At 64.3% G+C, this 18,082-nt stretch carries 18 protein-coding genes; 3 read left to right on the top strand and 15 right to left on the bottom strand.

Features of this window, described 5'->3' with window-relative positions:
* Positions 1-697: 697 nt before the first annotated feature.
* The 11 genes from BG61_RS24675 to BG61_RS24725 all read right to left on the bottom strand — a co-directional run bounded on the left by BG61_RS24675 (position 698) and on the right by BG61_RS24725 (position 12,155).
* Positions 698-2,032 carry an amidase gene (locus BG61_RS24675; RefSeq protein ID WP_035934200.1) on the bottom strand — a complete coding sequence of 445 codons (1,335 nt, stop codon included), beginning with the start codon at positions 2,030-2,032 and terminating at the stop codon, positions 698-700.
* A 20-nt stretch (positions 2,033-2,052) separates the two neighbouring features.
* Positions 2,053-3,033, bottom strand: a complete 981-nt coding sequence (locus BG61_RS24680) for an ABC transporter substrate-binding protein (RefSeq protein ID WP_051672770.1) — start codon at positions 3,031-3,033, stop codon at positions 2,053-2,055.
* 42 nt (positions 3,034-3,075) lie between these two features.
* Complete coding sequence (locus tag BG61_RS24685; protein ID WP_035934063.1) at positions 3,076-3,930, bottom strand: ABC transporter permease; 855 nt, start codon at positions 3,928-3,930, stop codon at positions 3,076-3,078.
* Between the two features lie 2 nt (positions 3,931-3,932).
* A complete protein-coding gene (locus BG61_RS24690) occupies positions 3,933-4,703 on the bottom strand; it encodes an ABC transporter ATP-binding protein (RefSeq protein ID WP_035934064.1) in 771 nt (256 codons plus the stop codon).
* Between the two features lie 68 nt (positions 4,704-4,771).
* A complete protein-coding gene (locus BG61_RS24695; RefSeq protein ID WP_035934066.1) occupies positions 4,772-5,542 on the bottom strand; it encodes an SDR family NAD(P)-dependent oxidoreductase in 771 nt (256 codons plus the stop codon).
* 12 nt (positions 5,543-5,554) lie between these two features.
* Complete coding sequence (locus tag BG61_RS24700; protein WP_035934068.1) at positions 5,555-6,550, bottom strand: acetamidase/formamidase family protein; 996 nt, start codon at positions 6,548-6,550, stop codon at positions 5,555-5,557.
* A 63-nt stretch (positions 6,551-6,613) separates the two neighbouring features.
* Positions 6,614-7,318 carry an urea ABC transporter ATP-binding subunit UrtE gene (gene urtE / locus BG61_RS24705; protein WP_035934204.1) on the bottom strand — a complete coding sequence of 235 codons (705 nt, stop codon included), beginning with the start codon at positions 7,316-7,318 and terminating at the stop codon, positions 6,614-6,616.
* Positions 7,319-7,320: 2 nt separating this feature from the next.
* Positions 7,321-8,076 carry an urea ABC transporter ATP-binding protein UrtD gene (gene urtD / locus BG61_RS24710; RefSeq protein ID WP_035934070.1) on the bottom strand — a complete coding sequence of 252 codons (756 nt, stop codon included), beginning with the start codon at positions 8,074-8,076 and terminating at the stop codon, positions 7,321-7,323.
* On the bottom strand, positions 8,073-9,215 hold the full coding sequence (gene urtC / locus BG61_RS24715) for an urea ABC transporter permease subunit UrtC (protein WP_081868177.1): 1,143 nt from the start codon (positions 9,213-9,215) through the stop codon (positions 8,073-8,075). The genes urtD and urtC overlap by 4 nt, the downstream gene beginning before the upstream one ends.
* Complete coding sequence (gene urtB / locus BG61_RS24720; protein WP_081868178.1) at positions 9,212-10,846, bottom strand: urea ABC transporter permease subunit UrtB; 1,635 nt, start codon at positions 10,844-10,846, stop codon at positions 9,212-9,214. The genes urtC and urtB overlap by 4 nt, the downstream gene beginning before the upstream one ends.
* A 61-nt stretch (positions 10,847-10,907) precedes the next feature.
* Complete coding sequence (locus BG61_RS24725; RefSeq protein WP_035934071.1) at positions 10,908-12,155, bottom strand: urea ABC transporter substrate-binding protein; 1,248 nt, start codon at positions 12,153-12,155, stop codon at positions 10,908-10,910.
* A gap of 433 nt (positions 12,156-12,588) precedes the next feature.
* Here BG61_RS24725 and BG61_RS24730 point away from each other — a divergent pair, with 433 nt between their 5' ends.
* Both BG61_RS24730 and BG61_RS24735 read left to right on the top strand, forming a co-directional pair.
* Entirely contained in the window at positions 12,589-13,776 is a 1,188-nt protein-coding gene (locus BG61_RS24730) for a transporter substrate-binding domain-containing protein (protein WP_035934072.1), read from the top strand.
* Positions 13,773-14,375: an ANTAR domain-containing response regulator gene (locus tag BG61_RS24735; protein WP_035934074.1), complete on the top strand. Its 603-nt coding sequence runs from the start codon at positions 13,773-13,775 to the stop codon at positions 14,373-14,375. The genes BG61_RS24730 and BG61_RS24735 overlap by 4 nt, the downstream gene beginning before the upstream one ends.
* 61 nt (positions 14,376-14,436) lie before the next feature.
* Here BG61_RS24735 and BG61_RS39380 read toward each other — a convergent pair whose 3' ends face one another.
* The 3 genes from BG61_RS39380 to BG61_RS24750 form a co-directional block, all read right to left on the bottom strand.
* Positions 14,437-14,937 (bottom strand): VirK family protein, encoded by a 501-nt coding sequence (locus tag BG61_RS39380; protein WP_051672771.1) that lies wholly within the window; start codon positions 14,935-14,937, stop codon positions 14,437-14,439.
* A gap of 139 nt (positions 14,938-15,076) precedes the next feature.
* On the bottom strand, positions 15,077-15,571 hold the full coding sequence (locus BG61_RS24745; protein WP_035934077.1) for a DUF2165 family protein: 495 nt from the start codon (positions 15,569-15,571) through the stop codon (positions 15,077-15,079).
* Positions 15,568-15,849 carry a hypothetical protein gene (locus BG61_RS24750; protein WP_035934080.1) on the bottom strand — a complete coding sequence of 94 codons (282 nt, stop codon included), beginning with the start codon at positions 15,847-15,849 and terminating at the stop codon, positions 15,568-15,570. The genes BG61_RS24745 and BG61_RS24750 overlap by 4 nt, the downstream gene beginning before the upstream one ends.
* Before the next feature lie 594 nt (positions 15,850-16,443).
* Here BG61_RS24750 and BG61_RS24755 point away from each other — a divergent pair.
* Positions 16,444-16,716 carry a hypothetical protein gene (locus BG61_RS24755; protein ID WP_035934081.1) on the top strand — a complete coding sequence of 91 codons (273 nt, stop codon included), beginning with the start codon at positions 16,444-16,446 and terminating at the stop codon, positions 16,714-16,716.
* Between the two features lie 437 nt (positions 16,717-17,153).
* Here BG61_RS24755 and BG61_RS24760 read toward each other — a convergent pair whose 3' ends face one another.
* Positions 17,154-17,930 (bottom strand): GNAT family N-acetyltransferase, encoded by a 777-nt coding sequence (locus BG61_RS24760; RefSeq protein ID WP_035934082.1) that lies wholly within the window; start codon positions 17,928-17,930, stop codon positions 17,154-17,156.
* Positions 17,931-18,082 lie beyond the last annotated feature (152 nt).

Genomic DNA, 18,082 nt, shown 5'->3' on the forward strand with positions numbered 1-18,082 from the left:
CCAACTTTGAGGGGTCAGTTCATTGCGCCTGACGGGCTTTTTTGTCGTTCATCGATCGGCGCCTCCGAACGTCACAATGCGAGTGCCTCCGCATGACCGCGCACTGTCGTCGACCGACGCGCCGCGCGCGTGTCCGCTCGTGAAGGATTGCATCGTGCCGCGATGCGCGGCCGAAGATGCTCGCAAATGTCGCGGCGGCGCCCCGCGTCGAGCGGATTGCTGACGCGAATCGTGAGCGGCGCGGCGTCGTCCGCAGCTTCGATCGTGCGCGCGCTTGCGTGCAGGGACGGGAACGGCGGCAGACCTTCCCGGATCACCACGTTCGGCACCCCCGGAAATGCGACAGGTCGATTTGGTCGAGCCCGTGCGTGTCGATTGATCTGTGCATTGCAACGCGCCCTTGGTTCGCGGCAGGTCCGGTTCTTCGAGCCGGCTTTCTGTCGATCAAGCATCGTGTATGGCAGGCGCATGGATCATGTGCGCGCGAGCGGCGGCGCGCGCCGCGCGTCATGTATCAGCGAAAGATCTCCTCGCGACGACGCTGATTTTTTTGAGGTTCGTTAGAAGCTTGTCATCTGCGAGCAAGGCGCTGCAGAATTTCCGGTCGCGTGTACCGGCGTTTCTTCCGCCATCTGCACCGGTGCAGAAAAAAGGTCCGGCACGCCGGACCTTTCGCACAAGCGCCCAGAAGCCGCTTTTAGTTGGCGGCAGCGAAGCGCGTCTTGACGAGCGCCTTCCATTCGGTCCGCGCCTCGACCCATTGCGCGAGCGACAGCAGCGCCGCATCGCCGTGGGCGGCTCCCACCAGTTGCGCGCCGAGCGGCAGGCCCGCGGGGCCGAAGCCGGCCGGCACGGTGACGGCCGGCACGCCGAGCAACGTCCACGGCGCGCAGAACGACGCGTCGCCGGTATAGTCCAGGCCGCGCGGCGCTTCGCCCGTTGCGGGTGCGACGAGCAGCGCGTCGAGCCCCATCGTTTCCGTGAGCCAGCGATTGAAGCGGCGCGCCATGCGCAATTGCAGCTGCCGCGTCTGCGCATAGAGAGTGGCGGGCACGTTGCGCCCCTCTTCCACGAGCGAGCGCATCGCGACGCTCACCAGGTCCGGCGAGCGCTCCGCCAGGTCGCCATGCGTGACCGCCGCCTCCACGGCCATCAGCGTCAAGGCGTGGTTCGCGGCTTCCGCCAGTTCCGCATCGAGATCGACTTCGACGATCTCCGCGCCTTCACTCGCGAGCCGCGCCGCGAGCCGGTCGAGGGCGAGCTGCTGCGCTTCGTCGATGGCGCCTCCCACCTGCTTCGACAGCACGCCGATCCGCCGCGCGCCCGGCCTGCCTGCCGACGGTTCGGCGTTCAGCGCGTGCGGATCGCCCGCGTCGGTTCCGGACACGAGCCCGAGCACGTGCACGGCATCGGCGACATTCGTCGTGAAGAGGCCCACGTGATCGAGCGACCACGCGAGCGGCAACACGCCCGTTCGCGCAATCGTGCCGTAGCTCGGCTTGAAGCCGACGACACCGCAATACGCCGCCGGGCGGATCACCGACCCCTGGGTCTGCGTGCCGAGCGCGAGCGGCACGATGCCCGCGGCCACCGCCGCCGCCGAGCCGCTCGACGAGCCGCCCGGCGTATGCTCCGGGTTCCACGGGTTGACGGTCGGGCCGGGATGGCGCCACGCGAACTCCGTCGTGACGGTCTTGCCGAGAATCGACGCGCCCGCGGCGCGCAGCCGGGCGACGACCCACGCGTCGCGCTCGGGGCGCCGCCCCTTGTACGCACGCGAGTTGAATTCGGTGGGCATGTCGGCGGTGTCGATGATGTCCTTCACGGCTACCGCCACGCCGGCGAGCGGCGCGGCAGGATTGGCGGCGTTCACGGCAGGCGTGTCGGGCAGATGCACGAATGCCTGCAAGGCCGCTTGCGACGCATGCGCCGCATCGAAGGACCGGCGCACGCTCTGCTCCACCGTAAGCTCGCCGGAAGCGATGTCACTGCGGATCTGACTGATGTTCGTTGAATGGCTGGGTGCGTTCATGAGTTTGTATTCCACTTGATTCACTTTGCTGCGAGTGCGGGCTGGATGTACTTGCGAACGATGAAGGTATCGTATTTCGGCTGCTGCTTCAGGTTCCCCAGCGCGATCTGCGTGTCCATCGCCACGGTGAGCGCCTTCGGCGTGATGTCGACGCTCTTCGGATACACACCTTCGGTCAGCATGCGCTTGACCGCGGCGTCGACCACGGCTGCGTCGAGCGTCGGAAACTCCTTGCGGGCGATCGCGGCCGTTTCGGCGGGATTCGTCTGCATGTAGACGAGCGCCTTTTGCAGGCCGGCCACGAAGCGCGCCGCCGAGTCAGGGTCCACGCTGCGCTTGGCCGAGATCGACGAGAACGCATATTCGCCGTAAAGCTTCGGAAAGCCGACCACGACCTTCATCCCTTTCGCGACCGCCTGATCGAGACCGGGCTCGTACATCACGGCGATCTTCGACTGCCCCGCGACGAGCGGCCCGATCTCGGAGCCGAGCGGCACCTGGACGAGCTTCACGTCCGACGGCGACATGCCGTTCTCCTTGAGCAGCTTGAAGAAGAGCGACGTGCTCGTGGTCGGCATCTGGCCCGCGACGACGGTCTGGTTCTTCACGTCTGCGATGCCCGTGAACTTCACGTCCGGCGCGGTGGCGATCCACACCGCCGCACCGTTCACCACGTTCGCGATCACATCGACATCTGCGCCCTTCTCCGCCGCCACCGCCGTCCACTCGGGACCGTGCAGCGAGAACTCGGCGCTTCCCGAGAGCACTGCCGAAAGCGCGGCGCTCGGACTGCCCGCGGTCTGCTTCGTCACGTCGAGCCCTTCCTTCGTGAAGAATCCGCCGTCGAGCGCGACGTACAGCGGCAGATAGAGCATCGACTGGAACGCCTGTGAGATCGTCACCTTCTTGTCGGCGGCGTGGGCCGGCCCGCTTGCGAAAACCATCGTGAAAGAAATTGCGGCCGTGACGGCGGCCAGTCGTTTTCGAACGGTCATTGTCATCGTCGTGTCCTGGAGTATGGGGTTGAGTTGGAGTCGTTTTGTTCAGACGCGCAGCGTCGGCGCATTGGAAGCCTGCCGCCACGGCAGCAGCCGGCGCTCGATCAGGTCGATCAGGAAATACAGCGCGAAGCCGATCGCCATCAGCACGAAGAGCCCGGCCCACACGGTGTTGAGATCGTAGAGGCTCGACGCCGTGAAAATCATGTGGCCGAGCCCCTTCTCGGACGAGATGAACTCGCCCACCACCGCGCCGACGAGGCCGAAGCCCACGTTGATGCGAAACGTCGAGATCACGTAAGGCAGCGTGAACGGCACGACGACCTTCAGGAACACGTCGTTCTTGTTCGCGCCGAGCGTGACGAGCAGCGCCTGGAGATCGGGGTCGGCGTCCTTGGCCGCTTCGTACGCCGCGATCAGCGCGACGATCGCCGTGAGCGAGATGGCGAGCGCGACCTTCGATATCAGCCCGGTGCCGAACCAGAGGATCACGATTGGCGCGAAGGCGATCTTCGGCACGCTGTTGATCGCGACGATGAACGGCTCGATCAGCCGCGCGACGAACGGCGAATACCAGAGGCCGAGGCCGCAGACCGATCCGACCGCCGTGCCGAACACGAAGCCGAGAATGGCCTCGAAGAGCGTGTAGCCGGTATCGACGAAGAGCTCGCCGGATTGCGCCGAACGCACGAGCGCCTCGTAGATCTTCACCGGCGAGCCGACGAGAAAGTTCGACACCCAGCCCGCGCGCGCCGCGCCTTCCCAGATCGCGAAGAACGCGATCACCGCGGCGAGCTGAAGCGTGGTGCGGCCCCAGCCGCTGTCGAACATGGGTTTGCGGTGCCTGGGCTTCGCGCCGTCGCGCGCGCCGGATTTATCGACGGAGAGGGATTGCGCCATGTTCACGCCACCTCCGTCTGAATGTCGAGTTCGCCGCACAGCGCGTGAAAGTAACCCGCGAAGTTCGGATCGCTGCGGGCGCCGATCGGGGTGCGCGCGTTGATGTCGATGTCGTAGATCTTCTTGACGTGCGACGGCCGCCCGCCGAGCACCACCACGCGCTTGGAGAGGGCGACGGCCTCGTCGATGTCGTGCGTGACGAGCACGACCGTCTTGTTGAACGTCTCGACGGCCTCCATCAGCACGCCTTCGAGATAGAGCCGCGTCTGGTAGTCGAGCGCCGAGAAGGGCTCGTCGAGCAGGATGATGTCCGGGTCGTTGATGAGCGTGCGGATCAGCGCGACGCGCTGGCGCATGCCGCCCGACAGCATGCGCGGGTAGGCGTTCTCGAAGCCCGCGAGGCCGTAGGTGTTCAGATACTCCATCGCCATGTCGCGCGCCTCGCCGAGCGGCATCTTCGCGAGCTCGGGCCCGATCAGCACGTTCTGCAGCACCGTGCGCCACGGCAGCAGGAGGTCGCGCTGCATCATGTAGCCCACCTTGCCGCGCAGGCCGTCCACGCGCTCGCCGCGATACTCGATCTCGCCCTCGTCGGGTTCCAGGAGGCCTGCGATCACGTTGAAGACAGTCGTCTTGCCGCACCCCGACGGACCGATGATGCTCACGAAGTCGCGCTCGTAGATGTCGAACGACAGGCCGCCGAGCACATCGACGCGGCCCGTCTTCACCGGGAACGACTTGCGGATGTCGCGTAACGCTAGTTGTACTGCCATGCACATACCTCGGTACTGGTTGACTTGTGAAAGACTGCTGCCGCGCGCAACATGCCGCGGCATTGCTGCTAAAGCTGCACGCCGCGCGTGAGCGCGCCATCGACGACGAAGTTCGTGCCGCTCACGAAGCTCGCCGCCGGACTCGCGATGAACGCGACCGCATTGGCGATCTCCTGCGGCCGCGCCATCCGCCCGCTCGGATTGAGCGCAAGCGCGTCCGCGAAGAGCTTCGGGTTCGTGTGTTCGATGTGGTCCCACACGCCGCCTTCGAAATACACGTTGCCCGGCGAGACCGTGTTCGCGCGAATGCCCTTGCCCGCGAGCTGATGCGCGAGACCCTGCATGTAGTGCACGAGCGCCGCCTTGAAGGTGCCGTACGGCCCCGCGGCGAAGTCGATCTCGCGGCCGGACACGCTCGATATCGCCACGATCGACGCGGCCTTGCTGGCTTCGAGAAACGGCAGCGCGGCATCGACCAGATTGACCGTGCCCATCAGGTCGGTTTCGAATTCCTTGCGCCACGACTCGGCGTCGTTGCCGATCGACAGCGCACTTACGTTCGCCACCACGATGTCGAGCCCGGAGAGGCTCGCGGCCACGTCGCGGGTCCACGCCTTGAGCTGCTCGCCGTTGGCGACATCGACCGGCGCGCCGAGCGCCTTTGCCGTGCCGCCCGAATGCGCGACGAGGTCCGCGACCGTCTGCTCGACCGCCGCGCCGTCCCGCGCGCAGATCGCCACATGCGCGCCTTCCGCCGCCAGCGTGCGCGCGATCGCGAGGCCGATGCCCTTGGTCCCGCCCGTGACGATCGCCTTCAGTCCCTTCAGTTGCAGATCCATGATCGAGTCTCCTCAGGAAGCCGTTGCGAGATACTTCTTGCTGATCGCCGCGCCCACCGAATATTTCGGATCGACGAAATTGCCGAGCCGCACCTGGCCGCACTGGCTGAGCATCATGTAGGCGTCCCAGCGGTCAAAGCCATATTCCTTTTCGAGCCAGCGCACCAGTTCGTTGTAGGCGATGCGCGTCGCGTCCTCGAGCGGGCGCGCGCTGCCGATCGTCATCAGCAGCGCCTCGGTCTCGAGGCGCGGCCAGGCGATCTGCCAGCCCTTGATCAGGTCGACGTGAATCGTGGTCGTGCTCGCGAACTCCACGGCGGTGCCGCAAACTTCGCCGTCGCCCTGGCACGCGTGCGCGTCGCCGATGAAGAGCCGCCCGCCCGGCGAGCGGACCGGCAGGTACGTGATGCTGCCCGGGCCCATGTCGGGCACGTCCATGTTGCCGCCGTGGTTGTCGGGCGTGAGCGAGTTGATCGAGTCGATTTCCGGCGAAAGGCTCAGCGTGCCGATGTGCGGCTTGTAGGGCAGCGTGACGCGGCGGCTCCAGTAGACACCCTCTTCGTCCAGGTCTATCTTGCGGGTGATCTCCGGCAGCGGTTCGTTGAGCGTCGCGGTGTAATCCGTTCCGGTCAGCGCGCCGAAGCGCGGAATCAGGCAGCAGGTGCCGCGCGGATTGTCGCCGCGCGGACGCATCGACTCGATGTACACCGCCACCACGTCCCCCTTTTCCGCGCCGTCGATCATGATCGGACCGTTCTGCGGATTCAGGAACGGCACCTGCAGCTTCTGGCTCGGCAGGTCCTGCTCGGTGCGTATCTTTCCTTCGAATGCATCGCGCGTATCGACGATCACGCGGTCGCCTGGCGCGATGCTCATCACCGGGTCCGAATACGGGCCCATCGTGTAGTGAAACTTGCCCTGACGCGCTTCCGACAGTTCGTGCGTCTCCCCCACACGTCCGCGTGCGACGCCGCGCGTGTGCATGATCGATTGTTCAAGCCAGTTCATTTGCGGTCCCTTTGAAGTACGCGTTGGTCGAATTCGATGCGCCCGGTGACGCCGGTTCGCGCATCACACTGAAATCAGCTCCCTGACGCCGTTCGCCTCCATCTCGTCGCCGCGCCCCGACGAGACGACCTGTCCCCGGACCAGGACGACGTAATCGTCGGCCACGGCCTGCGCGAAATCGAAAAACTGCTCGACGAGCAGGATCGAGAGCGACCCCTTCAGCGAGCGGATCACCGCCTCGATCTCCTTGACGATCGACGGCTGAATGCCTTCGGTTGGCTCGTCGAGCACGAGCAGCTTCGGGTTGGTGAGCAGCGCGCGCCCGATGGCGAGTTGCTGCTGCTGGCCGCCGGAGAGGTTGCCCGCGATGCGCCGGCGCATGGTCTTGAGAACGGGAAAGGTGTGGAAGACGTCGTCGAACGAGAACTGCCTGGCGCTTGCGGCGCCGTTCGCTTCGCCCGCGAACGCGCCGATGCGCAGGTTCTCCTCCACGCTCAGGAGCGGAAAGATGTCGCGGCCCTGCGGGACGTAGCCGAGGCCCGCGCGCACGCGCTTGTGCGACGGCGCATGCGTGAGGTCATGGCCCGCGAGCCCGATCACGCCGGTCTTCACCGGCAGCAGGCCGACGAGGCACTTCAGGAGCGTCGTCTTGCCGACGCCGTTGCGTCCGAGCACGACCGTGCACGCGCCTTCGCTCACCGTCAGCGAGACATCGCGCAGCGTGTGGCTGCTGCCGTAGAACTGGTTGAGTCCGGAGATCGTCAGCATGCTCATCTCCCGAGGTACACCTGAATGACGCGAGGATCGTTGCGGACATGGTCCATCGATCCCTCTCCAAGCAGTTGCCCTTCGTGCAGCACGCTCACGAGATCGGCTATCTCGCCGACGAAATCCATGTCGTGCTCGATCACCACGACCGCGCGTTGCGGCGAGCGCAGGCGCGCGATCAGCTCCACCGTGCGCTCCGTCTCGTGGTCGGTCATGCCGGCCACCGGCTCGTCGAGCAGCAGCACGTGCGGATCGGCCACGAGCAGCATGCCGATCTCGAGCCATTGCTTCTGTCCGTGCGACAGCGTGCCCGCAATACGCCCGCCCTCGCTTGCGAGGCCGACCATGTCCAGCACTTCGTCGATCCGCTCGTGCTGCGGTGCAGTGAGACGCGAGCGCAGCATGTCTGCATAGCCGCGGCCGTTGCGGATGGCGAGTTCCAGGTTCTCGCGCACGAAGAGCGCTTCGAACACGCTCGGCTTCTGGAACTTGCGGCCAATGCCGAGGCGCGCGATGGAAGGCTCGTCGAGCGTCGCCAGATTGGTGACGCGGTCGAGGAAGACCTCGCCGCTCGCCGGGCGCGTCTTGCCGGTGATCACGTCCATCAGCGTGGTCTTGCCCGCGCCGTTCGGGCCGATAATAGCGCGAATCTCGCCGTAGCGAAGCTCCATCGACAGGTTGGTGATCGCCGCGAAACCGCCGAAGCTCACGGAAAGCCCGCTGATGTAGATGGCCGTGTCGTGCATGACGGAACTCATCGGCTGATGTCTCCGCGTTGGCGGCCCGCGGGCTTCACCGCGCCCCACACGCCGTTGCTGAAGTACACGACGATCACGAGCGTCACGCCCGCGAGAATGAACGGCCAGACGGCCGGGGCCTGCGCGGTGAGCCAGAACTTCAGACCATTCACCAGAATCGCCCCGACGATCGCGCCGATCAGCGTGCCGCGCCCGCCGATCGCCACCCACACCGCAATCTCGACGGAGAGTTGCGGCGACACGATGGAAGGATTCACGATGCCGACCTGCGGCACGTAAAGCATGCCCGCGAGCGCGGCAAGCACCGCCGACACGCACCACGCGATCAGCTTCACCGTATGCGTGCGATAGCCGAGAAAGCGCATGCGCGGTTCGTCGTCGCGAACGGCGATCAGCGCGCGGCCAAAGCTGGAACGCGCGAGAAAGCGTGCCCCGGCGTAGGCGGCGACGAGCAGCAGGCACGAACTCACGGCAAGGCCGATCTGGGTCGGCACGCTCGCGAGCCGGAACCCTGCGATGCGCGTGAAGCCGGTCATGCCGTTGTTGCCGCCGAGGCCCACGTCGTTGATGAAGAGAAGCAGCATCAGCGCGTAGGTCAGCGCCTGCGTGATGATCGAGAGATACACGCCGTTGATGCGCGAGCGGAACGTGACGAAGCCGAATACGCCGGCAACCAGCGCCGAGGCGATGATGGTCGCGACTATCGTGACGTCGAGCCGCGAGAGCAGCTTCCACGCCGCGGGAAAGTCGCTTGCGCCCATGTACTGCATGAAGTCCGGCAGCACGTGCGTTTCGGCATACGCGCCGTTGAGCAGGTAGATGCCCATCAGATAGCCGCCGATGCCGAAGAAGACACCGTGCCCGAGGCTCAGAATGCCCGCGTAGCCCCATACGAGATCGAGCGCGAGCGCGAGCAGCGCGAAGCACATGATCTGGCCGATCAGGTTGATGCCGAAGAGCGAGAGATGCAGCGCGTTCGTCTCGGGCACGACGAAGTACGCGAACGGCATGTAGACCGCGACCAGGATCAGCACCGGCACGAGGCCGGCTTCGAGACGCTCGCCCACCCACTTGCTGGCGAACGCGTGCAGGGTGAAGCGGCTGGCGCGGCTGGAGCCGGGTTCGGGAAGCGTCGTCATGTGCGTGTCTTCAGTGCGAAGAGCCCTTGCGGACGCTTCTGGATGATCAGCACGATGAGCAGCAGCACCGCGACCTTGGCCGCCACCGCACCGTAGAACGGCTCGATGAACTGGTTGATCTCGCCGAGCGCGAGCGACGACACGACCGTGCCCGCGAGACTTCCCGCACCGCCCAGCACGACCACCATGAACGAATCGACGACGAAGCCCGTGCCCATCGACGGATTGACGCTCGCGATCTGCGTGAGCACGACGCCCGCCAGTCCCGCGAGGCCCGCGCCGAAGCCGAACGCGATGCGGTCCACCCGTTCGGCCGCGACGCCGAGGCAACGCGCCATGTCGCGCAGCTGCGTGGTCGCGCGCATCAGGAGGCCGAGCTTCGTGAAGCGCACGATCGAGAACGTCGCGAGGAAGATCAGCAGCGCCAGCGCGATTGCGAACACGCGGTTGTACGTGACGAAGAAGCCGGGCGACACCTGCATGCCGCCGTTCAGAAACCCCGGCGTCACGAACTCCACGTTCTGCGAGCCGAAGAGCAGCTGCACGAGCTTGATCAGCGCGATGCTGACCGCCCATGTGGCAAGCAGCGTCTCGAGCGGGCGGCGATAGAGAAAGCGGATCACGAGGAATTCGAGCAGCATGCCGCACGCCGCGCAGATCACGAAGGCGACAGGGATCGCGACGAAGATGTACGCATCGAAGAAGGCGGGTAGTTGCGCCTGCATGAAGCGCTCGACGAGATACGTCGAGTAGGCGCCGATCATGATGAACTCGCCATGCGCGAGGTTGATGACCCCCATCAGCCCGAACACGATGGACAGGCCGAGCGCGGTGAGCAGCAGCACGCCCGCATAGCTCAGGCCGCTGAACAGGATGGAGAACGCCTTGCCGAAAGCAAGGGACGTATCGATGCCGCGGATCGCATGCTCCACCGCCTGCCGCAGTTCGGGGTCGCGCTTCACCGACTCCTGCGCCGCGAAATCCGCGAGTGTCGTGTGCGCGGTCTCGCTCGGCACTTCGGCTACGGCCTTGACGGCCGCAAGCCGGTCCGCCTTCACCTCGCTGGTGAGCCCGCGCTTCGCCATCGCGACCGTCAGGGCCGCGGCGATCTGCGGGTCGCTTTCATGCCTGATCGCGCGCGAGACGATCGCCGGGTCGAGCAGCGCGAAGAACTTGTCGACCTGCCTCGCGGCGGCCGCACGCGTTTCGCTTTGCGGCGCGAACATGTCGATCTCCGCCGAAGCCACCGCGAGCCTGCGCATCATGACGATGCTCGGCACATAGGGCGACGCGCCCGATGCGGCGGTATCGCTGCTGCCCAGCGGACGGAGGCTCGACGCATCGAGCGGCGGGCTTGCCTGAATGAGCGCATGCCCGTCGGCCGTGCAGACGAGCGCGCCGTCGCGTATCGCGTCGATCATGCGGCGCGACCAGGCGCGCTCCGGCACGTCGGCCGATACGCCCAGCGCGACGATCTGCGCGAGCGCGGCGGCCTTGTCGCCGTCGCTCGCGCAAAACGACGCGATCGCGGATGCGCGGTTCGCCGTCGCGGCGCATGCGATCTGCGCGAAGCCGATCGACGCCAGCACGAAACAGGCGATCGCCAGAAGGAAGTGCCTCGGATGGATCATGGAGTTCGATTCGAATCGAGCCGTATCGACCGGCGCCCGTTCGGGCGCCGGTCCCGCAGCATCACGCCTTGCCGATGAACGGGCTGAAGGGCACGGGCTTCACGATGTCCTTCGACTTCCACAGGATGTCGAAGCCCTGGTTCGCGTTGATCGAGCCGATCATGTCGCCGCGCCACAGATACTGGCTCGACGCATCCATGCTCACCTTGTAGCCTGCCGGATCGATCATCGACTGCCCCGCGAGCGCGTGGCGCACCGGCTCCGTGCCCGTCGACTTCGCTTTCGTCACGGCCTGCGCCCAGAGATTGATGCCGAGGTACGTCGACACCATCGGGTCGATCACCATGTCCGGCCTGTGCTTCAGTCCGTGCGCGCTCACGTAGTTCTTCCAGTCGCTCTTGAACTGGCGGTTCTGCGGCGTATCGACGTTCTGGAAATAGCACCAGCAGCTGAGGTGGCCGACGAGCGGCTTCGTGTCGAGACCTTCCAGATCGCTGTCGACCACGTCGAGCCCGAGGATCGGAATGTCGGTCGCGCGGATACCCTGATTCACCGCTTCCTTGAACATCGCCGGAATGGAATCGCCCACCACGGTCATGACGACGATCGCCTGCCCACCCGGCTGCGCGGCGAACTCCTTGATCTCGCGCACGATGGTCTGGAAGTTCGACTGCCCGAACGGCACGTAGCGCTCGCGCCATGCCGAGTCGGGGATGTTCTTCGTCTTCAGGTAGCCCTTGAGCATCTTGTTGATCGTGCGCGGCCAGACGTAGTCGCTGCCGATCATGTAGAAGCGCTTCGCCTCGCCGCCCTGCGCGCTCATCAGATAGTCGACCGCGGGCAGCACGGAGCTGCTCGGCGGCGAGTTCAGATAGACCACGTTCTTCGACTGCTCCTCGCCTTCGAAGTGAAGGGGATAGAAGAGCAGGCTGTCCTGCGCCTCGACCACCGGCAACACCGACTTGCGCGAGACCGACGTCCAGCAGCCGAAGAGCGCCGCGCACTTGTCACGCAGGATCAGCTGTTTCGAAAGCTGCGCGTACATGGGCCAGTCGGATGCCGGGTCCACCACGACGCCCTGCAACTGTCGTCCGAGCACGCCGCCCTTCGCGTTGATCTGGTCGATCGTCATCAACGCCGTGTCCTTGAGCAGCGACTCGCCGTTCGCCATCGTGCCCGACTGCGAGAACAGCAGGCCGAGCTTGATCGGCTCCCCGCCGCCCGCGGCCAGCGCCGTCCTGGGTAGAGCCGTGCCCGCGGCGGTCACGAGTCCCGAGCCGACCGCCGACAAGAAGGTACGCCTTTTCATTGCTTGACTCCGACATGGATGAGAGAAACGCGAAACAAAAAAAAGCCCGAAACCAGACGCGCTGGATTTCGGGCTTTTTTGGCCGGTGCTGGTCGGGACGCCTTTGTCCCGACCAGCTTAATAAGTGCTGTCGATACCCGCTGTGCACGGCGGATCGGCGAATATCACTAAGCAATGGACGTGCCAATGTTTGGGACGAATGTGCTGCGAGCCCGCGCATCAAGGCGCGAGATGCGTGGTGTGCCTTGTTTAATTTGAACGCTTACACTGCGCTCGACGCGAATGGCATGGCGATCGCGGGACACGCAACGAGGCACACGCGCATGACCTTGCACCTCGCGGCGCACGCGGACAGTGCGCGCATGCACCGCATGCGCTCAGCACGCACAAACACACGACACTCCTCCGGAGTGCCACCTTACGGCTTTGCTCAATGACCAGTGCAGATTCCGGCTGCGCGCCGGGCCCCATCAGGATAGGCGTGCTGTATTCGCGCTCCGGCGTGACATCGGCGGCCGAGCTTACGCAATTGCAGGCGACGATGCTCGCCGCCGAGGAAATCAATCTCGCGGGCGGCGTGCTCGGCCGCGAAGTGGAACTCGTCTGCCTCGATCCGCAGTGTCAGCCGCGGCGCTACGCCGATCTCGCGGAGCAGCTGATCCTCGAGCATCGGGTGCGGATCATCGTGGGCTGCTATATGTCGAGCACGCGCAAGGCGGTGATTCCCATCGTCGAGCGGCACAACGCTCTCCTCTTCTACGCCACGCCGTATGAGGGCTTCGAATACAGCCGCAATGTCATCTATACGGGCGCGGCACCGAATCAGAACACGCTTCCGCTGGCGGGCTTCATGCTCACGCACTACGGCTCGCGGGTCAGCATGATCGGTTCCGACTACGTGTGCCCGTACGAGTCGAACCGCGTGATGAGCGACCTGATACTCGAGCGCGGCGGCGAGAAGGTGGATGAAACCTATCTGCCGCTCGATGCCCGCTGGGAAAGCTATCTGGAAGCCGCGAGGCGCATCAGGCGGCTCGCACCGGACTTCATTTTCTCGACGGTGGTCGGAGAAGGCATTCCGCATCTGTATCGCGCGTTCGCTCATGTCGGGCTCGATCCGTATCGCATGCCGATTGCAAGCCACATGACGAGCGAAGCCGAAATCGCGATCATGGGCGCGGGCGTTGCTGAAGGACACATCACCTCGGCTGCGTATTTCCAGAGCATCGATACCCAGGCGAACCGGCTCGCCGTTGCCCGCTATCAGGCGCGCTTCGGCGGCGATCAGGCGACCAACATGTGCTGGGAAGCCGCCTACTTCCAGATGCATCTGCTCGCGGACGCGATGCGCCGCGTGGCCTCCGACGACCCCACGCTGCTCCTTCGCGTGCTGCCCGGACTGGAGTTCGACGCGCCGCAGGGGCGCGTGCGCATCGACGAGCACAACAATCACACGTACCTGCATCCACTGATCGGGCGGGTGAATGCCGAAGGGCGGTTCGACATCATCGGCCGCGCGCCGGAGCGCGTAAAGGCCGATCCGTATGTCGTCTCGCACCGCACGCCGCGCTGGACCACCGACGCGCGGCCGGACCTCGCGCGCTCCGGAGGTGCACGATGAAACGGCCCGCCGAGACACCGGCGATCCTGCGCGACCTGCGCTCGCTCAAGGTCGTCGTCATTCATCCGCACGACCAGGACGGCGAGGAACTGCTCGCCCAGTTGCAGCGGATCGGCTGCGAGGTGGAGGTGTTCTGGCCGCGCGTCGACTGCCTGCCCGCGGGCACCGGTCTCATCGTGATGGCGGTGCGTCCCGAAACGCTTTCGATGAACTTTCCGTGGCTCGGCGCAAGCTCGTCGCCACCGGTGATTCCCGTCGTGACCTACGAGAATCCGATCACCATCGAGGCCGTGCTTCAGTTGAATGCGTTCACCACGATACCGTCGCCGGTGCGCTCGTTCGGCTTGCTCACCGCAATAGCGGTTGCCCTCACGCAGTTCAAGGCGTCGCGTGCGCGCGACCGCTATATCGACCGGCTCGAGCAGAAGCAGGCCAAGCTGCGCCTGATCCAGCAGGCCAAGCAGATCGTCATGGAAGCGCGCGGCGTATCGGAGGAAGAGGCGTATCAGCTGCTGCGCTCGCAGGCGATGCTCAAGCGCGAGCAGATCGAGACCGTGGCCGGCGAAATCGTCAGGGCGCACGAGACGCTGAGCTTCTAGCGCAGCCGTGCTGCCCGCACGGTCATGTCCCTGACTGTCCGCCCCGCGCCTGTTCGTGCGTTCAGCGCGCGTTCACCGGGATCAGGCGGATGCCCTGATTGATGGCGCAGTTGTAGACGCCACGCGGCGTCGCGGTATCCGACGACCCCGACCGGAACGCGGTCCTCACCGTGACAGCGCCATCCGGCGTGATCTGATAGCGGATGTACTCCGTCACCGGATGATTCTGCGCGTCGAGTGTCGGATGGACGTCGGTGAACGCCACGTACTTATTGTCCGGAATCAGAAACGTTCCGATCCGCGTGCCGCCTCGCAGTTGCGGACCCGGCTTGCCGGTATCGGCCACCGTGCAGCGCCCGAGGTCCACCTGCACGCTGATGTCCTGGCCTTCGGTCAGCGCGCTCTCGAGTTGCGCATAGCCGCTGATGGACTGCGCCGCCGCTTGCGCCGGCATGGCGGCGCACAGGCATGACAACGCGACGGCGAGCGTGCCCGCGAAAAGGGTTCCACTCGGACGGCTTGCCGCCGTGCGATTCTGCTGCGCTGATGATCGTTCTGCCATTGCATGCTCCGGGCGATTGTCATTCGTTGGAAAGCCGAAAAGAGGCTTTCGGTTGAACACCCTGGCATGCCGGTTTATTCCTCATGCGAATCGATCCGGGCGATCGCATGTACAACGCAGCCTGTGACGCACGCACGCGTCAGGCGAGGTCCTCGTCGCGCTGGTTGACGAAGACGAGCACCCCGAGGACGGCGCAATAGAACCTGAATGCCGCCTCCTGTCCGTTCCATGTCTTCGACTGCCACATCGCGAACCACTCGCCGCCCACCACCATGAAGCCGAAGAACCAGACGATGAAGCCGACGCCGCACCCCGCGATCACGAAGCGCTTGGCGGCGTTGAATGCGGCGCCGTCCGAGCGCAATGCGCGGCACATCGCAACGGAGCCGATCACGAGCAGCACGCAGGTGACGCCCTCGCCGGCGACGATCAGCGCGTAGGCTGCGCTCCATGCGGTGTGATTCGTCGTCGCCCGATACATCAGGGCGTTGGCCGGAAAGGTCGTGTCCATGCTCAGCACGTGCTGCACGAACGCGTAGTTGGAAGCGGGGTCGGCGATGTTGTCGAACGTCACGATGAACGCGAACGCCGCGAGCACGAGCGCCAGCGCGATCTTCGTCTGCCGAACCATCATGGATGAAAGGCAAGCCCCGCGAGGAGCATCGAAGCCCAGGCGTCCTCGCCGTGAGGCGCTTCGATCACAGGTGTGCCTTCGGCCACCAGCGGCTCCTGCGGAGCCAGCGGAAGCGTTTCCGCCGGCGCGAACAGCAGGGCGACGACTTCGGGCGTCGCGTAACCGTGCAGCGCCACGAACGACATCGACACGTCGCCGCGCAACGCCACCACGAGCAGCATGAGAAACGCGACGATCTCGATGCCTATGAACAGAAAGAAAGGATCCAGGAGGTTCATGATCAGGGCCGGGTGTGATTCGGAAATCGGCGGGCGGCGCCGCCTCGCCGTGAAGCTGTACTCACACAACAGCCGCTCCTGCGCCTTTATTCCGGGAAGCCGCGATTCGTCTGACCCGAAGCGGGCACCGAGCCTTGCACCGTTCCAGTGCGACGAACGGATGCAAGGGATCGGGATTAGTCAGACCGCGCGTCCTCAGAAATCAAGGACCTGCCCACGAATTCGGAAAGGGGCCCGTTTCCGCGAAGCCGAATAAATCAGACATGCCGCATTGGTGACGCGAATTTGCTGGGCTTGCTGGGATGTGAGTGCGGCCATGACGAGACGATCGATGGGTATCCCGCGTAACGGAAGATGCGCGCAGAACGGACGCACAAACCAGTGCGGACATGGCCCCACCGAACAGCGGCTGTCTCCCAAAAGATGAGTCAGTGATGTCTGAATCCGGCAAAAATCGCGAAGATACTGTTCAGACGAACGGAGGGTCACCTCCGTGTTACCGGTTCGAACAATATGCTCGTAGGGGATTGCCACTGTTCATTGGTTGTCGATGCACTAGTTCCGTGATATCCGCTAACGGTTGGATCAAGTGAGATGGAGGCGCCGGAACATACGCATTTCGGTGCGCTGGAACCTACACCGGCCTTGCAGGTAGCGGTTTCGCCCAGGGCACAACTCACATTGCATATCTGGTCATCATTGTCGTTGGTCGCGGAGCACTCCGACTGCGCTGTAACGGATGGCGAAAGGGTTCCCAAACACATCAAGGCCATCAAGATAAGCGCATGCTTACAGGTCGTCTGCCGCATTTCGCCCCCATTGGCTTATGCCTTTATTTCCTTCGACAAGGCTCTGATTTTCGCGTGAGCAGAAGGGCCTCCACTGCATCCCGCTCCAACAAGCATAGTCTAGTGTCCCCTCCTCCGCCAAATGGACTTCGCAGGCTAAGAGTAAGCCTTCCTGGCGGGTTTCTGTGACAACCGTGGGTACGGGGGGTGTAAGGAGCTTGTCGCGACGAGCAACGACTGTCCGGTATCAGGAGTGCGGACTCAACCGGTCAACGCTGTGCGAACCGGATGTTACTTATGTCTTTGGCATGGGACAGCGACCGGCCAGAAGCCGACCTTCGACAACCGCTCGCGGATCGCGACGATCCGGACCGTACATTTGGATGCTGGCTGTCTTTCAACGAACCGCGACCGAGAGCGAGCTATGGCAAGTGTGTCGGAACCCTGCATCGCAGAACCTTCCGATGTTCACCGGCTGGTGATTGTCGAGGGCATCATTCATTTGTTCGCAGGCCCTCATGGCGCTGCGTACACCTGCCATTCTTCTGAAGTCGCAAAGCCTAGCGACTCATAAACGCCGCGCCCTGCCGGAGTGCAGTGCAGGAATGCTGTGCGAGCGCCTTGCGCATACGCATCTCGTAGCACCGCTGTCGTCGCCGCGCGCGCATAACCGCGTCGGCGGTATGCTGGCCGGGTTGAGATGTTGAATATTCCTACGTGGCCGTTCAAAAAAACGCCGAACGATGTCGCAACTGCGGTTCCGTCTTCCTCGACCAGATATGCGGTCATTCCTTCGGCGCTCAGAACATTTGGAGCACTCAAGCCTCTGAAAACCTGATCGGGCGCTTCGTAGCCCGCGGCCAGCGCGCTGTTATAGGTCTCGTGGTCTTCCGCAGGAACGCGCCGTACGCTTATTTTGTCGAGCGGCGATGCGTCCGTATCGTCAGCGTCCAAATGCTTGGTCATGAATGGCAGGATGAAGGACTTTGTCAAACCGCGATCGGCCGCGATCTGCGCAATGGCAGAATCGACGGGATTACCGCGCAACTGAATGCTCCATGGCAGCCCCTCATTGCGGTATGACGCAGCGAACTCGCTCAGCTCTGCTACCTCGGGTTTGCGGGTCGTGCTGATGACTGCGTTCAGAACCGGGACAGGTGTGCCGCTCATGATCGATCGCGTGCCGTGCGGACCTTCTTTCATGTAGCCATGCGGTTGCAATCGACAGAATGCTTCAATCGCGTCATGCCAGGCAGCAACGGCGAGGTCTACGGAACTAGTGGGTGTCGTCATTTTTTTCGAATCGTGGAGGGAGGCGACATGCCGAGGGCTGGATGCTGCCGGGCTTTTGGCTCACGAATGGGCTTACGAACCTGTTTCGTTATTCCTCGGCAAACACCCCGCTCGCTGATTTATTCCGGTCTGTCTCAAGCCTATTTTGATCG

Origin of the sequence: Caballeronia glathei, from assembly GCF_000698595.1 — a bacterium.
GTDB lineage: Bacteria > Pseudomonadota > Gammaproteobacteria > Burkholderiales > Burkholderiaceae > Caballeronia > Caballeronia glathei.

Excerpts from the sequence above, each read along its gene's own strand:
- BG61_RS24675 (WP_035934200.1), bottom strand. The coding sequence starts at position 2,032 with ATGAACGCACCCAGCCATTCAACGAACATCAGTCAGATCCGCAGTGAC.
- BG61_RS24680 (WP_051672770.1), bottom strand. The coding sequence starts at position 3,033 with ATGACAATGACCGTTCGAAAACGACTGGCCGCCGTCACGGCCGCAATT.
- BG61_RS24685 (WP_035934063.1), bottom strand. The coding sequence starts at position 3,930 with ATGGCGCAATCCCTCTCCGTCGATAAATCCGGCGCGCGCGACGGCGCG.
- BG61_RS24690 (WP_035934064.1), bottom strand. The coding sequence starts at position 4,703 with ATGGCAGTACAACTAGCGTTACGCGACATCCGCAAGTCGTTCCCGGTG.
- BG61_RS24695 (WP_035934066.1), bottom strand. The coding sequence starts at position 5,542 with ATGGATCTGCAACTGAAGGGACTGAAGGCGATCGTCACGGGCGGGACC.
- BG61_RS24700 (WP_035934068.1), bottom strand. The coding sequence starts at position 6,550 with ATGAACTGGCTTGAACAATCGATCATGCACACGCGCGGCGTCGCACGC.
- urtE (WP_035934204.1), bottom strand. The coding sequence starts at position 7,318 with ATGCTGACGATCTCCGGACTCAACCAGTTCTACGGCAGCAGCCACACG.
- urtD (WP_035934070.1), bottom strand. The coding sequence starts at position 8,076 with ATGAGTTCCGTCATGCACGACACGGCCATCTACATCAGCGGGCTTTCC.
- urtC (WP_081868177.1), bottom strand. The coding sequence starts at position 9,215 with ATGACGACGCTTCCCGAACCCGGCTCCAGCCGCGCCAGCCGCTTCACC.
- urtB (WP_081868178.1), bottom strand. The coding sequence starts at position 10,846 with ATGATCCATCCGAGGCACTTCCTTCTGGCGATCGCCTGTTTCGTGCTG.
- BG61_RS24725 (WP_035934071.1), bottom strand. The coding sequence starts at position 12,155 with ATGAAAAGGCGTACCTTCTTGTCGGCGGTCGGCTCGGGACTCGTGACC.
- BG61_RS24730 (WP_035934072.1), top strand. The coding sequence starts at position 12,589 with ATGACCAGTGCAGATTCCGGCTGCGCGCCGGGCCCCATCAGGATAGGC.
- BG61_RS24735 (WP_035934074.1), top strand. The coding sequence starts at position 13,773 with ATGAAACGGCCCGCCGAGACACCGGCGATCCTGCGCGACCTGCGCTCG.
- BG61_RS39380 (WP_051672771.1), bottom strand. The coding sequence starts at position 14,937 with ATGGCAGAACGATCATCAGCGCAGCAGAATCGCACGGCGGCAAGCCGT.
- BG61_RS24745 (WP_035934077.1), bottom strand. The coding sequence starts at position 15,571 with ATGATGGTTCGGCAGACGAAGATCGCGCTGGCGCTCGTGCTCGCGGCG.
- BG61_RS24750 (WP_035934080.1), bottom strand. The coding sequence starts at position 15,849 with ATGAACCTCCTGGATCCTTTCTTTCTGTTCATAGGCATCGAGATCGTC.
- BG61_RS24755 (WP_035934081.1), top strand. The coding sequence starts at position 16,444 with ATGGAGGCGCCGGAACATACGCATTTCGGTGCGCTGGAACCTACACCG.
- BG61_RS24760 (WP_035934082.1), bottom strand. The coding sequence starts at position 17,930 with ATGACGACACCCACTAGTTCCGTAGACCTCGCCGTTGCTGCCTGGCAT.